Origin of the sequence: Citrobacter sp. RHB20-C16, assembly GCF_013890155.1 — a bacterium.
Lineage (GTDB): Bacteria > Pseudomonadota > Gammaproteobacteria > Enterobacterales > Enterobacteriaceae > Citrobacter_A > Citrobacter_A amalonaticus.
Genome location: NZ_CP057630.1, coordinates 893334 through 914139, shown reverse-complemented (window position 1 = coordinate 914139; position 20806 = coordinate 893334). Strand labels below are relative to the sequence as shown.

General features: G+C 54.5%; 22 protein-coding genes. 14 read left to right on the top strand and 8 right to left on the bottom strand.

Annotation, left to right across the window (positions count from 1 at the left end):
* Positions 1-21: 21 nt before the first annotated feature.
* The 3 genes from HVX64_RS04545 to tkt all read right to left on the bottom strand — a co-directional run bounded on the left by HVX64_RS04545 (position 22) and on the right by tkt (position 4182).
* The gene (locus HVX64_RS04545; protein ID WP_042998046.1) at positions 22-1401 is read right to left on the bottom strand and encodes a PTS mannitol transporter subunit IICB; all 1380 of its coding nucleotides are present in this window, start codon (positions 1399-1401) and stop codon (positions 22-24) included.
* A gap of 27 nt (positions 1402-1428) precedes the next feature.
* Entirely contained in the window at positions 1429-1872 is a 444-nt protein-coding gene (cmtB, locus tag HVX64_RS04540; RefSeq protein WP_042998047.1) for a PTS mannitol transporter subunit IIA, read from the bottom strand.
* Positions 1873-2190: 318 nt separating this feature from the next.
* On the bottom strand, positions 2191-4182 hold the full coding sequence (tkt, locus tag HVX64_RS04535; protein WP_042998048.1) for a transketolase: 1992 nt from the start codon (positions 4180-4182) through the stop codon (positions 2191-2193).
* A 278-nt stretch (positions 4183-4460) separates the two neighbouring features.
* On the opposite strand from tkt, the gene HVX64_RS04530 reads away from it, so the two are divergent.
* Positions 4461-5219 (top strand): M48 family metallopeptidase, encoded by a 759-nt coding sequence (locus HVX64_RS04530; RefSeq protein ID WP_042998049.1) that lies wholly within the window; start codon positions 4461-4463, stop codon positions 5217-5219.
* 196 nt (positions 5220-5415) lie between these two features.
* Here the strand turns inward: HVX64_RS04530 and speB are convergent, their stop codons facing one another.
* The 4 genes from speB to HVX64_RS24260 form a co-directional block, all read right to left on the bottom strand.
* A complete protein-coding gene (gene speB / locus HVX64_RS04525; RefSeq protein ID WP_042998050.1) occupies positions 5416-6336 on the bottom strand; it encodes an agmatinase in 921 nt (306 codons plus the stop codon).
* A gap of 143 nt (positions 6337-6479) precedes the next feature.
* Positions 6480-8456 (bottom strand): biosynthetic arginine decarboxylase, encoded by a 1977-nt coding sequence (gene speA, locus HVX64_RS04520; RefSeq protein WP_042998051.1) that lies wholly within the window; start codon positions 8454-8456, stop codon positions 6480-6482.
* Positions 8457-8464: 8 nt separating this feature from the next.
* Entirely contained in the window at positions 8465-8596 is a 132-nt protein-coding gene (gene yqgB / locus HVX64_RS04515) for an acid stress response protein YqgB (protein WP_043001726.1), read from the bottom strand.
* A 93-nt stretch (positions 8597-8689) separates the two neighbouring features.
* Positions 8690-8833 carry a hypothetical protein gene (locus HVX64_RS24260; protein ID WP_269460499.1) on the bottom strand — a complete coding sequence of 48 codons (144 nt, stop codon included), beginning with the start codon at positions 8831-8833 and terminating at the stop codon, positions 8690-8692.
* Positions 8834-9250: 417 nt separating this feature from the next.
* Here HVX64_RS24260 and metK point away from each other — a divergent pair, with 417 nt between their 5' ends.
* The 8 genes from metK (at position 9251) to ruvX (ending at position 16470) form a co-directional block, all read left to right on the top strand.
* Positions 9251-10405 carry a methionine adenosyltransferase gene (metK, locus tag HVX64_RS04505; RefSeq protein WP_044255648.1) on the top strand — a complete coding sequence of 385 codons (1155 nt, stop codon included), beginning with the start codon at positions 9251-9253 and terminating at the stop codon, positions 10403-10405.
* Positions 10406-10772: 367 nt separating this feature from the next.
* Positions 10773-12167, top strand: a complete 1395-nt coding sequence (gene galP / locus HVX64_RS04500; RefSeq protein ID WP_042324088.1) for a galactose/proton symporter — start codon at positions 10773-10775, stop codon at positions 12165-12167.
* 78 nt (positions 12168-12245) lie between these two features.
* Positions 12246-12746 carry a SprT family zinc-dependent metalloprotease gene (locus HVX64_RS04495; RefSeq protein WP_044255652.1) on the top strand — a complete coding sequence of 167 codons (501 nt, stop codon included), beginning with the start codon at positions 12246-12248 and terminating at the stop codon, positions 12744-12746.
* Positions 12747-12837: 91 nt separating this feature from the next.
* The gene (gene endA, locus HVX64_RS04490; RefSeq protein WP_042998054.1) at positions 12838-13545 is read left to right on the top strand and encodes a deoxyribonuclease I; all 708 of its coding nucleotides are present in this window, start codon (positions 12838-12840) and stop codon (positions 13543-13545) included.
* Between the two features lie 79 nt (positions 13546-13624).
* Positions 13625-14356: a 16S rRNA (uracil(1498)-N(3))-methyltransferase gene (rsmE, locus tag HVX64_RS04485; RefSeq protein WP_042998055.1), complete on the top strand. Its 732-nt coding sequence runs from the start codon at positions 13625-13627 to the stop codon at positions 14354-14356.
* A 12-nt stretch (positions 14357-14368) separates the two neighbouring features.
* Entirely contained in the window at positions 14369-15316 is a 948-nt protein-coding gene (gshB, locus tag HVX64_RS04480; RefSeq protein WP_181825301.1) for a glutathione synthase, read from the top strand.
* A 174-nt stretch (positions 15317-15490) separates the two neighbouring features.
* Entirely contained in the window at positions 15491-16054 is a 564-nt protein-coding gene (locus HVX64_RS04475) for a YqgE/AlgH family protein (RefSeq protein ID WP_042998057.1), read from the top strand.
* Positions 16054-16470 carry a Holliday junction resolvase RuvX gene (gene ruvX / locus HVX64_RS04470; protein ID WP_042998058.1) on the top strand — a complete coding sequence of 139 codons (417 nt, stop codon included), beginning with the start codon at positions 16054-16056 and terminating at the stop codon, positions 16468-16470. Before HVX64_RS04475 ends, ruvX begins: the two co-directional genes overlap by 1 nt.
* A gap of 13 nt (positions 16471-16483) precedes the next feature.
* Here ruvX and HVX64_RS04465 read toward each other — a convergent pair whose 3' ends face one another.
* A complete protein-coding gene (locus HVX64_RS04465) occupies positions 16484-17464 on the bottom strand; it encodes a type IV pilus twitching motility protein PilT (protein WP_044255660.1) in 981 nt (326 codons plus the stop codon).
* A gap of 17 nt (positions 17465-17481) precedes the next feature.
* Here HVX64_RS04465 and HVX64_RS04460 point away from each other — a divergent pair, with 17 nt between their 5' ends.
* From HVX64_RS04460 to hemW, 5 genes are read left to right on the top strand one after another with little or no spacing between them, the layout of a single operon-like run.
* On the top strand, positions 17482-18186 hold the full coding sequence (locus HVX64_RS04460; RefSeq protein WP_044255662.1) for a YggS family pyridoxal phosphate-dependent enzyme: 705 nt from the start codon (positions 17482-17484) through the stop codon (positions 18184-18186).
* A gap of 18 nt (positions 18187-18204) precedes the next feature.
* A complete protein-coding gene (locus HVX64_RS04455; RefSeq protein ID WP_042998061.1) occupies positions 18205-18771 on the top strand; it encodes a YggT family protein in 567 nt (188 codons plus the stop codon).
* Positions 18768-19058 carry a DUF167 family protein YggU gene (gene yggU, locus HVX64_RS04450; protein ID WP_044255664.1) on the top strand — a complete coding sequence of 97 codons (291 nt, stop codon included), beginning with the start codon at positions 18768-18770 and terminating at the stop codon, positions 19056-19058. Before HVX64_RS04455 ends, yggU begins: the two co-directional genes overlap by 4 nt.
* A 7-nt stretch (positions 19059-19065) precedes the next feature.
* A complete protein-coding gene (locus tag HVX64_RS04445) occupies positions 19066-19659 on the top strand; it encodes an XTP/dITP diphosphatase (protein WP_042998063.1) in 594 nt (197 codons plus the stop codon).
* A complete protein-coding gene (hemW, locus tag HVX64_RS04440) occupies positions 19652-20788 on the top strand; it encodes a radical SAM family heme chaperone HemW (protein WP_042998064.1) in 1137 nt (378 codons plus the stop codon). The genes HVX64_RS04445 and hemW overlap by 8 nt, the downstream gene beginning before the upstream one ends.
* Positions 20789-20806 lie beyond the last annotated feature (18 nt).

Genomic DNA, 20806 nt, shown 5'->3' with positions numbered 1-20806 from the left:
TAACTCCAGGAACCAGAAATGCTAATTCGACGTTAAGTGATTAAATAAATCGTCAAGCAGCGGGTCGCCAATATAATTTTTAATCAACACCAGAGGCTTATGACTGACTCGTTTAACGCGGCCCTCAAGACTGGCGTGCGTCACGATAATATCGGCATCGTCAGGGACATTTTCGATGGCGTAATGTTTGACATCGATAGACAACCCGGCTTTTTCCAGGCGCTTACGAAACGTCGTTGCCCCCATCGCACTGGACCCCATTCCCGCATCACACACAAAGGCGATACGTTTGACATGGCGATATGAAAAACTGCCTTCCTGCTTCATGGCTTTAACAGCTTTGGCGGAATCACTGAACGTCTCTTCACTCTCGGCCAGACCATTTCTTTCCATTTTCAGGATCAATGAGGTGATGATAAAAGTCACTACGGTTCCCGCCGTGACGCCCGCAATCGTGGCAAGGAAAGAGCCTTTTGGCGTCAATGCCAGGTAAGCGAAAATCGACCCTGGGCTCGGACCCGCAACCAGGCCACCGCCTAACAGGTTAAACACCCATGTTCCGCTCATTCCCCCGGCAATCATGCCCACCAGGGTCAGTGGCTTCATCAGCACGTACGGGAAGTAGAGTTCGTGAATGCCGCCCAGAAAATGGATAATCATGGCGCCGGGTGCAGATTTCTTCGCCATCCCTTTACCAAAGAAGGTAAACGCCAGCAGTAAACCTAAACCGGGGCCAGGGTTTGAGGCCACCATGAAAAAGATGGATTTTCCTGTCTCCGAGGCTTGCTGCATTCCCAGCGGATAATAGACCCCCTGATCGATGGCATTATTCAGAAAGAGGATTTTCGCGGGTTCATTAATTAGTGAAAGCAGCGGTAGATAACCTGCATGTACCAGTGATTCAATACACTCTTTCACAAAGTTATTGGCAATGAGGACCGCCGGGCCAATGACTTCAAACCCCAGCAGGCACAACATCATTCCGGCAATGCCTAATGAGAAGTTATTAATCACCATCTCAAAGCCTGCGGGAATACGCTGGTCCAGCAGTCGGTCAATGTATTTAATCACCAGACCACCCAGTGGCCCCATAATCATGGAACCGAGGAACATCGGGATATCTGCGCCAATAATCACGCCGATGGTACCGATCCCCCCCATCACCGCCCCGCGCTTCCCACCCACCAGATGTCCACCGGTGGAGCCAATCATAACGGGTAATAAATAGGTAATCATCGGACCGACTATTTTGGCGAAATGCTCATTGGGCATCCACCCTGTCGGAATAAATAATGCAGTAATAAAACCCCAGGCAATAAAAGCACCGATATTAGGGATGACCATTGCAGTCAAAAATCCCCCAAAAGCCTGGACCTTTGCACGAGCAGACTTGTGTTCCATGATAATATCCTGTCGAGGAGAAAATGATTATGCGCGGGCGATAATATCCGCCAGCTGTTTTTCTGATTTAGCAGCAAATAATGCTGCGAGGTTTTCCTCTTCACATAATAGTTCGCTTAAAGCCTGGATAGCGCCGATATGTGAATCGGCATTTGCCGCTGATAACCCAATAAGTAATTTTACGGGTTCGTCATCGTCGGCAAATTGTACTTCCTGTTTAAGTAGCGTTAATGACATGCCTGTTTTTAGCGCGCCGCATTCCGGACGAGCATGAGGCATCGCCACACCGGGAGCCAGAATATAATAAGGACCATTGTTGATCGTCGAATCTTTTATAGCCTGGATATAATTGGCATTCACATAATGATTTGCCAGCAACGATGCCATGGAAAAATCAATAGCTTCCTGCCAGTTCTTTGCCACCGCTTTTATTGAAATAGAAGCTTCAGGAAAATAGTCAATCAACCGCATAAATTGTCCTTATTTTATTTTTAGGGTACAGCGTCTCGCTAAAAACAAAATACGCGTGCGGCAAAATGAAAGCAATCGAGGGTAAAACAGAGACAGGGAAAAGGGGGAATAATTTAAATCATTAAAAAACAATCAATTACAAATAGAAATAAAAATAGCAAGAGCAATTATGTGACTCACATTACAATTTTGGTAATACACAAAATGTCAGTTTTGTGAAGCGGATCGACAATAACCCCTTGCCTGAGTAAAAATAAATACCGTTCCAGATGATAACGGGCCGCCGAAGCGACCCGTTAGAGACTGTTGTAATGATGATTACAGCAGTGCTTTTGCTTTCGCGACAACGTTGTCGACGGTGAAGCCGAACTCTTCGAACAGCAGCTCTGCCGGAGCAGATTCACCGAAGGTGGTCATCCCGACGATCGCGCCGTTCAGACCCACGTACTTGAACCAGTAGTCAGCGATACCGGCTTCCACTGCCACGCGAGCGGTAACCGCTTTCGGCAGTACGGATTCACGGTAAGCCGCATCCTGCTTGTCGAACGCGTCAGTAGACGGCATGGAGACCACGCGCGCTTTCACGCCTTCTGCGGTCAGTTTGTCCCATGCGGCAACCGCCAGCTCAACTTCAGAACCGGTCGCGATGAAGATAAGCTCAGGCTGGCCTGCACAATCTTTCAATACGTAGCCACCGCGCGCGATGTTCGCCAGTTGCTCTTCAGTACGTTCCTGCTGTGCCAGGTTCTGACGGGAGAGGATCAGCGCGGTCGGGCCGTCCTGACGCTCAACGCCGTACTTCCACGCCACGGCGGATTCAACCTGGTCACACGGACGCCAGGTGCTCATGTTCGGCGTGACGCGCAGAGAAGCCACCTGCTCTACCGGCTGGTGAGTCGGGCCATCTTCGCCCAGACCGATGGAGTCGTGGGTGTAAACCATCACCTGACGCTGTTTCATCAGCGCAGCCATGCGTACCGCGTTACGGGCATATTCCACGAACATCAGGAAGGTGGAGGTGTACGGCAGGAAACCACCGTGCAGGGAGATACCGTTGGCAATCGCGGTCATACCGAATTCGCGTACGCCGTAATGGATATAGTTACCGGCAGCATCTTCATTGATCGCTTTAGAACCCGACCACAGCGTCAGGTTAGACGGCGCCAGGTCAGCAGAGCCGCCGAGGAATTCTGGCAGCAACGGACCAAACGCTTCGATCGCATTCTGAGACGCTTTACGGCTGGCGATTTTCGCCGGATTAGCCTGCAGCTTAGCAATAAACTCGTTCGCTTTTGCGTCGAAATCAGACGGCATTTCACCTTTCATACGACGGGTGAACTCAGCAGCTTCCTGCGGGAAGGCTTTCGCGTAGGCGGCAAATTTCTCGTTCCAGGCAGACTCTTTCGCCTGACCGGCTTCTTTCGCATCCCACTGAGCGTAGATTTCAGACGGGATTTCGAACGGCGCGTATTTCCAGCCCAACTGCTCGCGGGTCAGTGCGATTTCTGCGTCGCCCAGCGGCGCGCCGTGGGAGTCGTGGGTACCCGCTTTGTTCGGGGAACCGAAACCGATGATGGTTTTGCACATCAGCAGGGACGGTTTGTCGGTCACCGCACGCGCTTCTTCTACTGCGCGTTTGATGGCGTCAGCGTCGTGACCATCAACACCTCGTACGACGTGCCAGCCGTACGCTTCGAAACGTTTAGCGGTATCGTCAGTGAACCAACCTTCAACGTGACCGTCGATAGAGATACCGTTGTCATCGTAGAACGCGACCAGTTTGCCCAGCTTCAGCGTACCGGCCAGAGAGCATACCTCGTGAGAGATACCTTCCATCATGCAGCCGTCGCCCATGAACGCATAGGTGTAGTGGTCAACGATGTCATGGCCCGGACGGTTAAACTGTGCAGCCAGTGTTTTTTCAGCGATAGCCATACCGACCGCGTTCGCAATACCCTGACCCAGCGGACCGGTAGTGGTTTCCACACCGGCGGTGTAACCCACTTCCGGGTGGCCCGGAGTTTTGGAATGCAGCTGACGGAAGTTCTGCAGCTCAGACATCGGCAGATCGTAACCGGTGAGGTGCAGCAGGCTGTAAATCAACATGGAGCCGTGGCCGTTAGACAGTACGAAACGGTCACGATCGGCCCAGGACGGGTTGCTCGGGTTGTGGTTCAGGAAATCACGCCACAGGACTTCGGCAATGTCAGCCATACCCATCGGGGCACCCGGATGACCGGATTTGGCTTTCTGTACTGCGTCCATGCTCAGCGCACGAATAGCATTGGCAAGCTCTTTACGTGAGGACATTTTGACTCCAGATCGGATGATGAAGGCCATACCCGCAACGACTTGACGACAGCGCGTTTTGGGCTACGCCGGAAAAAAGTGCCAACAATGTAACCCAAGCCGCGTGTCATGTACATGGAGCATCCTTTTGCCGCTTCAGAAATCTCCGGATCACACTCGCATGTTGCGCAATCTGCTCGCCCGCTTGTTGTTCTTTTCTTTATACTTAGCGAGAGCGCGGATTCATCTGTAAATCGCGCACTTTTAGAACAATCCTCATTTCGTGTGGAAGAAAAAACATGAAGATTCGCGCGTTACTGCTTGCTATGGGCATGGCGACGGTGTTGACCGGCTGCCAGAATATGAATTCCAATGGACTGCTCTCCTCAGGGGCCGAGGCTTTTCAGGCCTACAGTCTGAGCGACACGCAGGTTATCGCGTTAAGCAACCAGGCCTGTACGGAAATGGATGGTAAAGCGACTATCGCGCCAGCCGGCAGCGAGTACGCGAAGCGCCTGAACAAAATCGCCACGGCGCTCGGCGATAACATCAACGGACAAGCGGTCAACTACAAGGTCTACATGGCGAAAGACGTGAATGCCTTCGCGATGGCGAACGGCTGTATTCGTGTCTATAGCGGCCTGATGGACATGATGACGGACAACGAAGTCGAAGCAGTGATTGGCCATGAAATGGGTCACGTTGCGCTCGGACACGTGAAGAAAGGTATGCAGGTGGCGCTGGGCACTAACGCCGTTCGTGCAGCCGCAGCCTCAGCGGGTGGGATCGTCGGCAGCCTGTCGCAATCACAGCTCGGCGATCTGGGGGAAAAACTGGTGAACTCGCAGTTCTCCCAGCGTCAGGAAGCGGAAGCGGACGACTACTCGTACGATTTGTTGCGCAAACGCGGTATCAGCCCGGCGGGTCTTGCCACCAGCTTCGAAAAACTGGCGAAACTGGAAGAAGGTCGTCAAAGCTCAATGTTTGACGATCACCCGGCCTCCGCAGAACGTGCGCAACATATTCGCGATCGTATGAAAGCAGACGGGATTAAGTAACATTCAAGCGTGCCGGATGATGGCGTAAGCGCCTTATCCGGCCTACAGAACTACAAATTTAGTCCGGTGATCGGGCGTTATTGGCGAAGCCAGTTTGAGTCTGGGCAGCGCACAGCCACCGGAGCGTACACGGAGTACGTGAGGATGGCGAGCACTGCCCGGATTCAAAATGGCGAGTAAAATAGCCCGAAACCCGTTACTCGCCTTTCTTCGCTGCCTGAATGTACAGCATCTCCAGCGCCAGCGTTGCCGCCGCCAGGGCGGTGATTTCTGACTGATCGTAAGCCGGCGCCACTTCCACCACGTCCATCCCTACGATGTTCAGATCTTTCAGGCCGCGCACCAGCTTGATGGCGCGATCGGAAGTCAGACCGCCAATCACTGGCGTACCGGTCCCCGGCGCGAATGCCGGATCCAGGCAGTCGATATCAAAGGTCAGATAGACCGGCATGTCGCCGACAATCTGTTTCACCTGAGCGATGATGTCATCAACGCCGCGATCGTTCACCTGGCAGGCGTCCAGCACGGTAAAGCCGTTGTCTTTGTCGAATTCTGTACGAATGCCGATCTGCACGGAGTGATTCGGATCGATCAACCCTTCGTTCGGCGCAGTGTAGAACATGGTGCCATGGTCGAACTCACAGCCATTCGCATAGGTGTCGGTGTGGGCATCGAAATGGACCAGCGCCATTTTGCCAAAGTGTTTCGCGTGCGCGCGCAGCAGCGGCAGCGTCACAAAGTGGTCGCCGCCAAAAGAGAGCATACGCTTACCGGCAGCCAGCAGTTTCTCTGCATGCGCCTGCAGTTTTTCACTCATTTCACGCGCATCGCCAAAGGCGTAAACCAGATCGCCGCAGTCCACCACGTTCAGGCGCTCACGCATGTCGAAATTCCACGGGAAGCGGTTGTGTTCCCACGCCAGATTCGTTGACACCTGACGGATCGCCGCCGGGCCGTGACGCCCACCCGCGCGACCGGACGTCGCCATGTCAAACGGCACGCCAGTGATCACCCAGTCGGCATCGCTGTCATACGGCTGGAAATTCAGCGGCAGACGCAGGAAGCCAAAGGCGTTAGAAACCAGGGAGTTATCGTACTGATGACCTAAGGTGCTCATGGCAAAAACCTCATATTCGTCAATATAAAAAAACCCTCCCGCGTCGTTAGGCCCGACGAGAAAGGGTTTGATTCGTAAACACAGTAATTGAGTAAATTATCGCTGCTTAATTGCCCAGGTTCAAGTCGCCCGGGCATCAGCCATTATTCATCTTCAAGATACGTATAGCCGTACAGACCCGCTTCGAACTCTTCGAGGAACTGCTGCTGCAGCGCATCGTCCAGGCCGGTTTGTTTCACCTGATCGCGGAAGTGTGTCAGCAGCGTTTTCGGATCCAACTGCACATATTGCAGCATGTCCGCCACGGTATCCCCTTCATCCGACAGCTCAACTTCTACACTACCGTCCGGGAAGACAAACACGTCCACCGCTTCGGTATCGCCAAACAGGTTGTGCATGTTGCCGAGGATCTCCTGATATGCGCCGACCATAAAGAAACCGAGCATCGGCGGGTTATCCGGATCGTACTCTGGCATCGGCATGGTGGTCGCAATGCCATCGCCGTCGATGTAGTGATCGATAGCGCCGTCGGAATCACAAGTGATGTCCAACAGAACCGCACGACGTTCAGGTACCTGATCCAGTCCTTCCAGCGGCAGGACCGGGAACAGCTGATCGATCCCCCACGCATCCGGCATTGACTGGAACAGCGAGAAGTTGACGTACATTTTGTCCGCCATACGCTCTTGCAGTTCATCAATGATCGGACGATGCGCGCGGTTTTGCGGATCCAGCTGTTTCTGCACTTCGTGACACATGCTCAGATAAAGCTGTTCCGCCCACGCACGTTCCTGCAGGCTAAAAGTGCCGGAGGAGTATCCGATGTGGATATCGTGCAAATCCATCTGGCTGTCGTGCAGCCATTCGCGCAGCGAGCGACGGGTGCCCGGCTCGTGCATCTCCTGCCAGGTTTCCCACATGCTTTGCAGCGCGCGCGGCGCGTCGTCAGCCGGAGCAACAGGCACGGTATATTCGTTACGCTCAACGCCGATGATGTTGGACACCAGCACCGTGTGGTGCGCGGTCACCGCACGACCGGACTCGGTGATCACCGTCGGATGCGGCAGGCCATTTTCTTCACAGGCATCGCCAATCGCCCAGATAATGTTGTTGGCGTATTCGTTCAGGCCGTAGTTCACCGAGCAGTCAGACTGCGAGCGGGTTCCTTCGTAGTCAACACCCAAGCCGCCGCCCACATCGAAGCACTGAATGTTGACGCCGAGCTTATGCAGCTCAACATAGAAACGGGCAGACTCACGCACACCGGTGGCGATATCACGGATATTCGCCATCTGCGAACCAAGGTGGAAATGCAGCAGTTGCAAACTATCGAGACGCCCGGCTTCACGCAGCGTTTCCACCAGTTGCAGAACCTGCGTTGCCGCCAGGCCAAATTTGGATTTTTCGCCGCCGGAGGACTGCCATTTGCCAGACCCCTGCGAAGCCAGACGCGCACGCACGCCAAGACGCGGAATGACATTCAGACGTTCGGCTTCATCCAGCACAATGGCGATTTCCGACATCTTCTCGATGACCAGATAGACTTTATGGCCCATCTTCTCGCCAATCAGCGCCAGGCGAATGTACTCACGGTCTTTATAGCCGTTACACACAATTACCGAACGGGTCATCCCGGCATGCGCCAGGACCGCCATCAGTTCCGCTTTGGAACCGGCTTCCAGACCCAGCGGTTCGCCAGAATGGATTAAGGATTCGATGACGCGACGATGCTGGTTAACCTTGATGGGGTAAACCAGGAAATAGTCACCGTTATAACCGTACGACTCACGCGCGCGTTTGAACGCCGCGTTAATAGAGCGCAGGCGGTGTTGCAGGATCTGCGGGAAGCAAAACAGCGCCGGCAGGCGTTGCCCTTGCGCTTCACGTGCTTTCACCAGCTTAGCGAGATCGACGCGCGCTTCGGGGACGTCAGGGTCCGGGCACACGCTAATGTGACCCAACTCATTGACGTCATAGTAGTTATTGCCCCACCAGGCAATATTGTAAGTACGCAGCATCTTGCTGGCTTCCTGGGAGCTCATTGCAACCTCCTGCATGGAGCGTAGTACACCCTGTTCGCCTGCTGACGAAGGCGAACCCAAAGACATGTCGTCAGACATAGCGAACCTCAAATTTTATTAACAAGTGTAAAACAGTTGACTACTATCGCAATCCGAAGAGGCGATAACAACCCATAAACAGTCGGATTTTCCAGCAGAAAGTGCTGGTACTCCGCCTGCGCGACCGGTTTCTTTTTCATATCATTGTAAAACACGTAACCGAACTTACGTATGACGGTTCGGCGAAACCACGAGAAAACTCTTGTTTCCACAAGAGCGCCCTTGTTCAGTCCTTAGTGCCAGTTACCGGCTCTGGAGTCCTGAGAAGCGCCGAGATGGGTATAACATCGGCAGGTATGCAAAGCAGAGATGCAAATTGTGGAGGACATACGCACACCAGAACGGTGCGACAGATTCAGCAAAATACAACGGTTCATTATCTCTTATCACCTCCATGGTCGCTCCATCAGGAACGCACCCACAAGCCAAAGCTAACGTTTTAACCCGGCTGGAAGTGGCGACACGAAGAAAACGTCGTGTGCTTTTTGTATGAGCCGCGCGCCGCGTTTTATACCGACAACAGAATGAAAAAGCAAAACATAAATGCGCAGATTGTCAGCAGTGTTTGTAAAAATTTCCCCTCATGTTTTCAACATAGTGAGAGCTGATTCAAAAAACAGTGGAAATCGGGTGAAGAAGTGACCTAAAATAGCCATCCAGATGTTAATCCATCCATACCGATTAACACTCAGACTGCCAGTGTCACTAACCTGCAGGCCTTGGTAGAATCTTCTGCTTTGGCTTTTCCGCACAACAGTTTGAGCTAACCAAATTCTCCTTAGGTGAAATAAAACATGGCAAAACACCTTTTTACGTCCGAGTCCGTATCAGAAGGGCATCCTGACAAAATCGCAGACCAAATCTCTGATGCCGTGCTCGATGCTATCCTGGAACAGGATCCGAAAGCGCGCGTCGCGTGTGAGACCTACGTGAAAACCGGCATGGTTTTAGTTGGCGGTGAAATCACCACCAGCGCATGGGTCGATATCGAAGAGATCACACGTAATACCGTGCGCGAGATTGGCTATGTGCATTCCGACATGGGCTTTGATGCCAACTCGTGTGCTGTCCTGAGCGCCATTGGTAAACAGTCTCCGGATATCAACCAGGGCGTTGACCGTGCCGATCCGCTGGAACAGGGCGCTGGCGACCAGGGCCTGATGTTTGGCTATGCCACCAACGAAACCGACGTGCTGATGCCTGCGCCGATCACCTACGCGCACCGTCTGGTGCAGCGTCAGGCTGAAGTGCGTAAAAATGGTACCCTGCCGTGGCTGCGCCCGGATGCGAAAAGCCAGGTGACCTTCCAGTACGACGACGGCAAAATTGTCGGCATCGACGCCGTGGTGCTCTCCACCCAGCATGCGGAAGAGATCGATCAGACGACGCTGAAAGAAGCGGTGATGGAAGAGATCATTAAGCCGGTTCTGCCGACCGAATGGCTGAACTCTGCCACCAAATTCTTCATCAACCCGACCGGCCGTTTTGTTATCGGCGGCCCAATGGGTGACTGCGGTCTGACCGGTCGTAAGATCATCGTTGATACCTACGGCGGCATGGCGCGTCACGGTGGCGGCGCATTCTCCGGTAAAGATCCATCGAAAGTGGACCGTTCTGCAGCTTACGCAGGACGTTATGTCGCGAAAAACATCGTTGCCGCAGGCCTGGCTGACCGTTGTGAAATTCAGGTTTCCTACGCGATCGGCGTGGCTGAACCGACTTCCATCATGGTGGAAACCTTCGGTACCGAGAAAGTGCCTGCTGAGCAGTTGACGCTGCTGGTTCGCGAGTTCTTCGATCTGCGTCCGTACGGTCTGATTCAGATGCTGGATCTGCTGCACCCGATCTACAAAGAGACTGCTGCGTACGGTCACTTTGGTCGCGAACATTTCCCGTGGGAAAAAACCGACAAAGCGCAGGTTCTGCGCGAGGCTGCCGGTCTGAAATAAGCGACCGACATCCATGACGTAAGGCCAGCCTCGTGCTGGCCTTTTTTCTTTATACCTCGCCTGAAATTCCTCCGCACGCCATTAATTGAAACCGCTTACACCATGGGGTGAAAGTACTCGTTTCAGAATAATCACTTTGCATGTTCTGACTTTCTCTGCTGTTACATTTTATTTCAGCTAAGTCTTAAATCTGATCAAACGTGATACACCTCAGTTTAATTAATCTATAATTTTCAATTTGTTAATGTAAATGACGATAAACGGGTAGTGTAACCGATTACACTTACGTGATAACAATCACATATTTTTGCGGTGTACTCACCTACCCTAATTATCAACAAAACTGATAACCCAACCGGAGGGCATAATGCCTGACAATAAAAAACAGGGGCGTTCCAATAAGGCCATGACATTTTTTGTCTGCTTCCTTGCAGCCCTGGCAGGATTACTTTTTGGCCTGGATATCGGCGTTATTGCTGGCGCATTACCGTTTATCACCGATGAATTCCAGATCTCCGCACATACTCAGGAGTGGGTCGTCAGCTCTATGATGTTCGGTGCAGCAGTCGGTGCGGTCGGCAGCGGCTGGCTCTCTTTCAAACTCGGGCGCAAGAAAAGCCTGATGATCGGCGCGATCCTGTTTGTCGCCGGTTCGCTGTTCTCCGCGGCAGCGCCGAACGTTGAAGTGCTGATCCTTTCCCGCGTCCTGCTGGGTCTGGCCGTTGGCGTGGCGTCTTACACCGCCCCGCTGTACCTGTCTGAGATCGCGCCGGAAAAAATTCGCGGCAGCATGATCTCTATGTACCAGTTGATGATCACCATCGGGATCCTCGGTGCCTATCTGTCGGATACCGCCTTCAGCTACAGCGGCGCATGGCGCTGGATGCTGGGCGTGATTATCATCCCGGCGATTCTGTTGCTGATCGGCGTCTTCTTCCTGCCGGACAGCCCGCGCTGGTTTGCAGCAAAACGGCGCTTTGTCGATGCTGAACGCGTATTGCTACGCCTGCGTGATACCAGCGCAGAAGCCAAACGCGAGCTGGATGAAATCCGCGAAAGCCTACAGGTGAAACAGAGCGGTTGGGCGTTGTTCAAAGAGAACAGCAACTTCCGTCGCGCAGTGTTCCTCGGCGTGCTGTTGCAGGTGATGCAGCAGTTCACCGGGATGAATGTCATCATGTACTACGCGCCAAAAATCTTTGAAATGGCGGGTTACACCAACACCTCAGAGCAGATGTGGGGCACCGTGATTGTCGGTCTGACCAACGTGCTGGCCACCTTTATCGCTATCGGTCTGGTTGACCGCTGGGGTCGTAAACCGACACTGACGCTGGGATTCCTGGTGATGGCGGCCGGAATGGGGATCCTCGGAACGATGATGCATGTTGGCATCCACTCCCCGTCCGCGCAGTACTTCGCTATCGCGATGCTGCTGATGTTCATCATTGGTTTTGCGATGAGCGCCGGTCCGCTGATTTGGGTGCTGTGTTCTGAAATCCAGCCGCTGAAGGGCCGTGATTTTGGTATCACCTGCTCGACGGCAACCAACTGGATTGCCAACATGATCGTCGGCGCGACGTTCCTGACCATGCTGCAAAACCTCGGTAATGCGAATACCTTCTGGGTTTACGCTGGTCTGAATGTGCTGTTTATCCTGCTGACGCTGTGGCTGGTGCCGGAAACCAAACACGTCTCGCTGGAGCACATTGAACGTAACCTGATGAAAGGTCGTAAACTGCGCGAAATCGGCGCACACGATTAATCTGCCCTTTGCGTCCTCCCCCACGGGAGGACGCCTTCCTCTTGCAGTCCCATCCCTGTCGCACTATTCTCTGCCGTTATGAAAACCGCCCGTCTCCCTATTGCTGTCCAGCAAGCCGTCATGCGTAGTCTGCGCGATAACCTCGCTCAGGCTAACCTGAAGCTCGGCTGCAGCTATCCCGAACCCACGTTGGTGTATCAACAACGTGGCACCTCTGCCGGCACCGCCTGGCTGGAAAGTTACGAAATTCGCCTAAATCCGGTGCTGCTGATGGAAAACGTCGAAGCGTTTATCAACGAAGTGGTGCCGCACGAACTGGCGCATTTACTGGTGTGGAAGCGATTTGGTCGGGTTGCGCCGCACGGTAAAGAGTGGAAGTGGATGATGGAAAGCGTGCTCGGTGTCCCCGCACGCCGCACGCATCAGTTCGAACTGCAATCGATACGCCGCAACACTTTCCCATACCGCTGCCGGTGTCAGGAGCATCAACTGACCATCCGCCGCCATAATCGCGTGGTGCGCGGCGAAGCCACCTACCGCTGCGTCCACTGCGGCGAACCCTTAGTGCCGCTTAAATAACCAGAACTATCAGGAACTTTCCTGATCTGACTGATTGCATCACACATCAACTTTCGTTACGTTGCGGGCTCGCTTTGATACGGAGTTCATGATGTACCGTCCTCTTTTTTTGGCTACCGCCTTTTTTACGGTAGCCCTTTCGGGCCAGACGTTGGCCGCTGGCATTAACAGTTTCTCACAGGCAAAGACCGCAGGCGTCAAGGTTAACGCCGATGTCCCTGGCGACTTCTATTGCGGATGTAAAATCAACTGGCAGGGCAAGAAGGGGGTCGTCGATCTCGACTCCTGCGGCTACAAAGTGCGAAAGAACGAGAATCGCGCCAGCCGAATCGAATGGGAACACGTCGTTCCGGCATGGCAGTTTGGCCACCAACGCCAGTGCTGGCAGGAAGGCGGACGGAAAAACTGCGCCAAAGATCCGGTCTATCGCAAAATGGAAAGCGACATGCATAACCTGCAACCCGCCGTCGGTGAGGTGAATGGCGATCGCGGTAACTTCATGTACAGCCAGTGGAACGGCGGCGAAGGTCAATATGGGCAGTGCGCCATGAAAGTCGATTTCAAAGAAAAGATCGCCGAACCACCCGCCCGCGCGCGCGGTGCGATTGCGCGGACCTACTTTTATATGCGCGACCAGTACAACCTGACGCTATCCCGCCAGCAAACCCAGCTTTTCAATGCCTGGAACAGGCTGTATCCAGTTACCGACTGGGAGTGTGAGCGCGACGAACGGATCGCGAAGATTCAGGGTAACCATAACCCTTACGTGCAACGCGCTTGCCAGGCGCAAAAGAGCTAACCTACACTAGCGGGATATTTGATTAACCCCTTACCCCGCGCGGCGAGCCTGCGTGGGGAGATGACGCGGATTTATAACTATGCGCATTCCCCGCATTTATCACCCAGAACCCATCACCGCCGGCAGCCAGATTTCCCTGTGCGAAGATGCTGCCAACCATATCGGACGCGTTTTGCGGATGGGGCCAGGTCAGGAACTGCAGCTGTTTGATGGCAGCAATCAGGTTTTCGCCGCTGAAATCACCCGCGCCAGCAAAAAAAGCGTCGACGTAAAGGTGCTACATGGCGAGATTGACGATCGTGAATCGCCGCTGCACATCCATCTTGGCCAGGTCATGTCGCGCGGCGAGAAGATGGAGTTCACCATTCAGAAATCGATCGAACTGGGTGTAAGCCTCATTACGCCACTTTTTTCTGAACGCTGCGGCGTTAAACTGGACAATGAACGTCTGAACAAGAAGCTCCAGCAGTGGCAGAAAATCGCCATTGCCGCCTGCGAACAGTGTGGTCGTAATCGGGTGCCGGAAATTCGCCCGGCGATGGATCTGGAAGCCTGGTGTGCAGAACAGGACGAGGGGTTGAAACTGAACCTCCATCCCCGCGCCAGCGACAGTATCAACACATTGCCGCTTCCGGTTGAGCGCGTTCGTTTGCTGATTGGCCCGGAAGGTGGGCTGTCAGCAGAGGAAATTGCCATGACCGCACGCTATCAGTTTACTGATATTCTGTTAGGACCTCGCGTTCTGCGTACTGAGACAACTGCGCTCACCGCCATTACCGCGCTTCAGGTGCGATTTGGCGATCTGGGCTAACGGAGAAGAATAATGATCAAGCTCGGCATCGTGATGGACCCCATCGCAAGCATCAATATCAAGAAAGACTCCAGCTTCGCTATGCTGCTGGAAGCGCAACGTCGTGGTTACGAACTTCATTATATGGAGATGGCCGATCTTTATCTGATTAACGGTGAAACCCGCGCCCGCACGCGTACCCTGAGCGTCGAGCAGAACTATGATAAATGGTATGAGTTTACCGGCGAGCAGGATCTGCCGCTGGACGCCCTCGACGTCATTCTGATGCGTAAAGATCCGCCGTTTGATACCGAGTTCATCTACGCCACCTATATTCTGGAACGCGCGGAAGAAAAAGGGACGCTGATCGTCAACAAGCCGCAGAGCCTGCGTGACTGTAACGAAAAGCTGTTCACCGCCTGGTTCTCTGACCTGACGCCGGAAACGCTGGTCACTCGCAACAAAGCGCAACTGAAGGCGTTCTGGCAGAAGCACAGCGATATTATTCTCAAGCCGCTTGACGGCATGGGCGGCGCGTCGATCTTCCGTGTTAAAGAAGGCGATCCGAACCTCGGCGTGATTGCGGAAACCCTGACCGAACATGGTACCCGCTACTGCATGGCGCAGAACTATTTGCCAGCCATTAAAGATGGCGACAAACGCGTGCTGGTCGTTGATGGAGAACCGGTTCCGTACTGCCTGGCGCGCATTCCGCAGGGCGGCGAGACCCGTGGCAACCTGGCCGCAGGCGGTCGCGGTGAACCACGTCCGTTAACCGAGAGCGACTGGGAAATCGCGCGCCGTATCGGGCCGACACTGAAAGCCAAAGGACTGATTTTTGTCGGTCTGGATATCATTGGCGATCGTCTGACCGAGATTAACGTCACCAGCCCGACCTGTATCCGCGAGATTGAAGCCGAATTCCCGATCTCCATCACCGGGATGCTGATGGACGCCATCGAAGCACGTTTGCAAAAATAATCAGCCATGAACCAGTGCTGTAGGCCTGATAAGCGTAGCGCCATCAGGCATTAAGACACCGATGCCGGAGGGCGACACAGGCGTCTTATCCGGCCTACAGTAGTGACATCCGTGCGCTTTACCCACATACTGACCCCTGTTGCTTTTTTGAACCAGGAAACAGAACCTCTGACAATGAATTTACAGCATCACTTTCTTATTGCCATGCCTGCTCTCCAGGATCCGATTTTCCGCCGTTCAGTGGTGTACATTTGCGAACATAACGAAGATGGCGCAATGGGGATTATTGTGAATAAGCCTCTGGAAAATCTCCAGATTGAAGGGATTCTGGAAAAACTAAAAATCGCGCCAGAACCGCGCGATCCGGCGATCCGTCTGGATAAAGCAGTGATGCTTGGCGGCCCGTTAGCGGAAGATCGCGGGTTTATCCTGCACACGCCGCCGTCGCGTTTTGCCTCCAGTATCCGCATCTCGGATAACACCGTCATCACCACGTCTCGCGACGTGCTTGAAACCTTAGGCACGAATGAGCAACCTGCCGATGTGCTGGTCGCGCTCGGTTACTCCTCCTGGGAGAAAGGCCAGCTTGAACAAGAGCTGCTGGACAACGCCTGGCTGACTGCCCCTGCCGATCTCAATATCCTGTTTAAAACACCGATTGCCGATCGCTGGCGTGAAGCCGCCCGACTGATCGGTATCGACATCCTGACGATGCCCGGCGTGGCGGGGCATGCCTGATGAGTGAAACATTACTGGCCTTTGATTTTGGCACCAAAAGTATCGGCGTGGCGATTGGTCAGCGGGTAACCGGCACAGCGCGCGCCCTGCCCGCGATTAAAGCGCAGGACGGTACGCCGGACTGGAACCTGATCGAACGCCTGCTCAAAGAGTGGCAACCGGATGAGATCATCGTTGGCCTACCGCTGAATATGGACGGCACCGAGCAACCGCTCACTGCGCGCGCGCGCAAGTTCGCCAACCGCATTCATGGGCGTTTCGGCGTTACGGTCACCTTACACGATGAGCGACTCAGCACCGTCGAGGCACGCTCCGGCCTGTTTGAGCAGGGCGGCTATCGCGCGCTGAATAAAGGTAAGATCGATTCCGCCTCCGCCGTTATCATTCTCGAAAGTTACTTCGAGCAGGGCTACTGATCCCATACGTTGCTTAAAGCCGTCCTTGTGCCTGTCGCTGTTGCAGGCTCTGGGCAAAGGTCATCATCCCCATCTGCTGCCCGGTCTGAATGACATGGGGTAACTGATGGGACTTCCCTTCCCGAATCAAATTCCCCGCTGCCGGCGTGTTGATCAGCAGTTCATACAGCGCAACGCGCCCCTCCTGCTTGTCGGGTTCCAGTTTCTGCGACAGTACGGCGCGCAGACTGCCTGCCAGTTGGCTGCGCACCGGGTCTTTTTCCTGCGCCGGAAAAGAATCAATCAGTCGCTCGATCGCCTGCGCGGCACCGCGCGTATGCAGCGTCGCCAGCACCAGATGCCCCGTTTCCGCCGCCGTTAGCGCCAGACGAATGGTCTCGCTGTCGCGTAGCTCTCCCAGCAGAATCACATCCGGATCTTCACGCAGCGCCGCGCGTAATCCGGTGGCAAATGAGGCGCAGTGCAGTCCTGCTTCACGCTGCTGAATCAGGCAGCGCTGGCTGGTGTAGATATACTCGATGGGATCTTCCAGCGTCAGAATATGTCCATCGATATGCTGATTCAGCCACGTGACCATCGCCGCTAGGGTAGTTGATTTTCCGCTGCCTGTCGCCCCAGTCACCAGAATCAAACCATTCTCGCTGCGGAGCAGTTCGGGCAGCACAGAAGGCGTCCCCAGCGTTTCCAGCGTCGGGCACTGCGTCGGCAGCAGCCGTAGCGCCAACGACGTCCCCTGCCGCTGGTGAAAGGCGCTGGCCCGCAGGCGCTGGTTATCCGCGAGCGAAACCGCGAAATCCAGTTGCCCATTTTGTCGTAACGCCGCCTGCTGCCCCTCATCCAGCCAGTCCGCCAGCTGTCCGGTAATGTCGGTTGCGGTAAAGGGTGCACGCTCCATGCGTCCCCGTTTTCGCCAGCGTGCAGGCCACGCATTGCTTAGGTGTAGATCCGAGACGTTATGCTTTACACTAAGGGCCACAATTTCTTCCATATTCATAGACAGATCCTCGGAAAATGAACGATATCGCGCATAACCTGGCACAGGTCCGGGACAAAATCTCAGCCGCCGCATCGCGTTGCGGGCGCGCTTCAGAAGAAGTTACGTTACTTGCAGTGAGTAAAACTAAACCTGCGAGCGCCATCGAAGAAGCCATCGCCGCTGGTCAGTTGGCCTTTGGTGAAAATTACGTGCAGGAAGGGGTGGAGAAAATTCGCCACTTTCGCGAGAAAGGCATTGCCGGCCTGCAATGGCACTTTATCGGCCCGTTACAGTCCAACAAAAGCCGTCTGGTGGGCGAGCACTTTGACTGGTGCCATACCCTCGACCGCCTGCGCATTGCTACCCGGCTGAACGAACAGCGTCCGGCAGAACTGGGACCGCTGAACGTGCTGATTCAAATCAACATTAGCGATGAAAACAGCAAGTCCGGCATTCCACTGGAGGAACTGGACGCGCTTGCCGCTGAGGTCGTCGAATTACCGAATCTTCGTCTGCGCGGTCTGATGGCGATCCCTGCCCCTGAGTCAGATTATGTAAGGCAGTTTGAAGTTGCCCGCCAAATGGCTGTAGCATTTGCCGGGCTGAAAACGCGCTATCCTGACGTCGATACCCTGTCGCTGGGTATGTCGGATGATATGGAAGCCGCCATTGCGGCGGGTAGCACGATGGTACGTATCGGCACCGCCATTTTTGGTGCACGTGATTACACAAAAAATTAAGGAAATCTGAGGAACGCCATGAATACGTTGACCTTCTTGCTCTCAACGGTAATTGAGCTGTACACCATGGTGCTGTTATTGCGCGTGTGGATGCAATGGGCTCGCTGTGACTTTTATAACCCTTTCTCCCAGTTTGTGGTGAAAGTGACGCAACCGATTATTGGGCCGCTGCGCCGCATTATTCCCCCGATGGGACCGGTCGACAGCGCATCGCTGCTGGTTGCGTTTATCCTCAGCTTTATCAAAGCGATAGTGCTGTTTAAAGTGGTGACGTTCCTGCCGATCGTCTGGATCGCCGCTGTGCTGATCGTGCTCAAAACCATCGGGCTGTTGATCTTCTGGGTGCTGCTGGTGATGGCCATCATGAGCTGGGTAAGCCAGGGCCGTAGCCCGATTGAGTATGTGCTGATTCAACTGGCCGATCCGCTGCTGCGCCCGATTCGTCGCATTCTCCCGGGTATGGGCGGCATCGATTTCTCGCCAATGATTCTCGTCCTGCTGTTGTACGTGATCAACATGGGGATTGGCGAGGTTCTGCAGGCAACCGGTAATATGCTGCTGCCGGGGCTGTGGATGGCGCTATGAGTGCCGTAACCCGCTGCGATGACGGACTGGTTTTACGGCTCTATATTCAGCCGAAAGCCAGCCGCGACAGCATTGTCGGTTTACATGGCGACGAACTGAAAGTCGCCATTACCGCCCCGCCGGTGGATGGCCAGGCGAACAGTCATCTGGTGAAGTTTCTCGGTAAGCAGTTCCGCGTGGCAAAGAGCCAGGTTGTTATTGAAAAGGGCGAACTTGGCCGCCATAAACAGGTTAAAATCATTCATCCGCAACAGATCCCGCCAGAAGTCGCGGCATTAACTGATTAGGTATCCTATGCAAAAAGTAGTCCTCGCAACCGGCAATGCCGGTAAAGTGCGTGAGCTCGCGTCGCTGCTCAGCGATTTCGGGCTTGATGTGGTAGCGCAAACGGATCTCGGCGTCGATTCTGCCGAAGAGACCGGGCTAACCTTTATTGAAAACGCGATCCTGAAAGCGCGCCATGCCGCACAAATCACCGGTTTACCGGCGATTGCCGACGACTCCGGTCTGGCTGTTGACGTGCTGGGCGGCGCGCCGGGCATCTACTCCGCGCGCTATGCCGGTGAAGACGCGAGCGATCAACAGAACCTGGAAAAGCTGCTGCATACCCTGAAGGATGTGCCGGACGAACAGCGTCAGGCGCGCTTCCACTGCGTGCTGGTCTATCTGCGTCATGCTGACGATCCTACACCGCTGGTGTGTCACGGCAGTTGGCCGGGCGTGATTGCGCGTACGGCATCAGGCAACGGCGGCTTTGGCTATGACCCAATCTTCTTCGTGCCTTCGGCAGGTAAAACCGCTGCCGAACTGACGCGTGAAGAGAAAAGCGCGATTTCCCACCGTGGACAGGCGCTGAAGCTACTGCTGGAAGCCTTACGTAATGGTTAAGTTGCCGCCGCTGAGTCTTTACATTCACATCCCGTGGTGCGTGCAGAAATGCCCGTACTGCGATTTCAACTCGCATGCATTAAAAGGTGAAGTCCCGCACGATGATTACGTCCAGCATCTGCTGAGCGATCTCGACGCGGACGTCACGTATGCGCAGGGCCGCGAAGTGAAGACGATTTTCATCGGTGGCGGTACGCCGAGCCTGCTTTCCGGCCCGGCGATGCAAACGCTGCTCGATGGCGTGCGTGCGCGCCTGAATCTGTCAGCGGATGCGGAAATTACGATGGAAGCGAATCCGGGTACGGTCGAAGCCGATCGCTTTGTCGATTATCAGCATGCCGGGGTAAACCGTATTTCTATCGGCGTGCAGAGCTTTAGCGAAGCAAAACTGAAGCGTCTGGGACGCATTCACGGCCCGCAGGAGGCCTGCCGCGCGGCGAATCTCGCCAGCGGTTTAGGCCTGCGCAGCTTTAATCTCGATTTAATGCACGGCCTGCCGGACCAGTCACTGGACGACGCCCTGGATGACCTGCGCCAGGCAATTGCGCTGAATCCGCCGCATCTCTCGTGGTATCAACTGACGATTGAACCAAATACGCTGTTTGGTTCCCGCCCGCCGGTGTTACCGGACGATGATGCACTGTGGGACATCTTCGAACAGGGCCACCAGTTGTTAACCGCCGCAGGTTATCAGCAGTATGAAACCTCAGCCTATGCCAGACCGGGCTACCAGTGTCAGCACAACCTGAATTACTGGCGCTTTGGCGATTATCTCGGCATCGGCTGCGGCGCACACGGTAAAGTCACGTTCCCCGATGGCCGCATTCTGCGCACCACCAAAACGCGCCATCCGCGTGGCTATATGCAGGGACGTTATCTGGAAAGTCAGCGCGATGTGGAGCAGGTCGATAAACCGTTTGAATTTTTCATGAACCGATTCCGTCTGCTGGAAGCCGCCCCCCGCGCTGAATTTACGCAGTATACGGGACTGAGTGAAGAGGTAATTCGTCAGCAGATCGATGACGCCATAGCCCAGGGGTATCTGACCGAATCCGCTACGCACTGGCAGATCACCCGGCACGGAAAACTGTTTTTAAATTCGCTGCTTGAGCTGTTTCTCCCCGAATGATTCTGGATGCGCCGGTGG

Coding starts and splice junctions, on each gene's coding strand:
- HVX64_RS04545 (WP_042998046.1), bottom strand. CDS start 1,401: ATGGAACACAAGTCTGCTCGTGCAAAGGTCCAGGCTTTTGGGGGATTT.
- cmtB (WP_042998047.1), bottom strand. CDS start 1,872: ATGCGGTTGATTGACTATTTTCCTGAAGCTTCTATTTCAATAAAAGCG.
- tkt (WP_042998048.1), bottom strand. CDS start 4,182: ATGTCCTCACGTAAAGAGCTTGCCAATGCTATTCGTGCGCTGAGCATG.
- HVX64_RS04530 (WP_042998049.1), top strand. CDS start 4,461: ATGAAGATTCGCGCGTTACTGCTTGCTATGGGCATGGCGACGGTGTTG.
- speB (WP_042998050.1), bottom strand. CDS start 6,336: ATGAGCACCTTAGGTCATCAGTACGATAACTCCCTGGTTTCTAACGCC.
- speA (WP_042998051.1), bottom strand. CDS start 8,456: ATGTCTGACGACATGTCTTTGGGTTCGCCTTCGTCAGCAGGCGAACAG.
- yqgB (WP_043001726.1), bottom strand. CDS start 8,596: ATGAAAAAGAAACCGGTCGCGCAGGCGGAGTACCAGCACTTTCTGCTG.
- HVX64_RS24260 (WP_269460499.1), bottom strand. CDS start 8,833: ATGAACCGTTGTATTTTGCTGAATCTGTCGCACCGTTCTGGTGTGCGT.
- metK (WP_044255648.1), top strand. CDS start 9,251: ATGGCAAAACACCTTTTTACGTCCGAGTCCGTATCAGAAGGGCATCCT.
- galP (WP_042324088.1), top strand. CDS start 10,773: ATGCCTGACAATAAAAAACAGGGGCGTTCCAATAAGGCCATGACATTT.
- HVX64_RS04495 (WP_044255652.1), top strand. CDS start 12,246: ATGAAAACCGCCCGTCTCCCTATTGCTGTCCAGCAAGCCGTCATGCGT.
- endA (WP_042998054.1), top strand. CDS start 12,838: ATGTACCGTCCTCTTTTTTTGGCTACCGCCTTTTTTACGGTAGCCCTT.
- rsmE (WP_042998055.1), top strand. CDS start 13,625: ATGCGCATTCCCCGCATTTATCACCCAGAACCCATCACCGCCGGCAGC.
- gshB (WP_181825301.1), top strand. CDS start 14,369: ATGATCAAGCTCGGCATCGTGATGGACCCCATCGCAAGCATCAATATC.
- HVX64_RS04475 (WP_042998057.1), top strand. CDS start 15,491: ATGAATTTACAGCATCACTTTCTTATTGCCATGCCTGCTCTCCAGGAT.
- ruvX (WP_042998058.1), top strand. CDS start 16,054: ATGAGTGAAACATTACTGGCCTTTGATTTTGGCACCAAAAGTATCGGC.
- HVX64_RS04465 (WP_044255660.1), bottom strand. CDS start 17,464: ATGAATATGGAAGAAATTGTGGCCCTTAGTGTAAAGCATAACGTCTCG.
- HVX64_RS04460 (WP_044255662.1), top strand. CDS start 17,482: ATGAACGATATCGCGCATAACCTGGCACAGGTCCGGGACAAAATCTCA.
- HVX64_RS04455 (WP_042998061.1), top strand. CDS start 18,205: ATGAATACGTTGACCTTCTTGCTCTCAACGGTAATTGAGCTGTACACC.
- yggU (WP_044255664.1), top strand. CDS start 18,768: ATGAGTGCCGTAACCCGCTGCGATGACGGACTGGTTTTACGGCTCTAT.
- HVX64_RS04445 (WP_042998063.1), top strand. CDS start 19,066: ATGCAAAAAGTAGTCCTCGCAACCGGCAATGCCGGTAAAGTGCGTGAG.
- hemW (WP_042998064.1), top strand. CDS start 19,652: ATGGTTAAGTTGCCGCCGCTGAGTCTTTACATTCACATCCCGTGGTGC.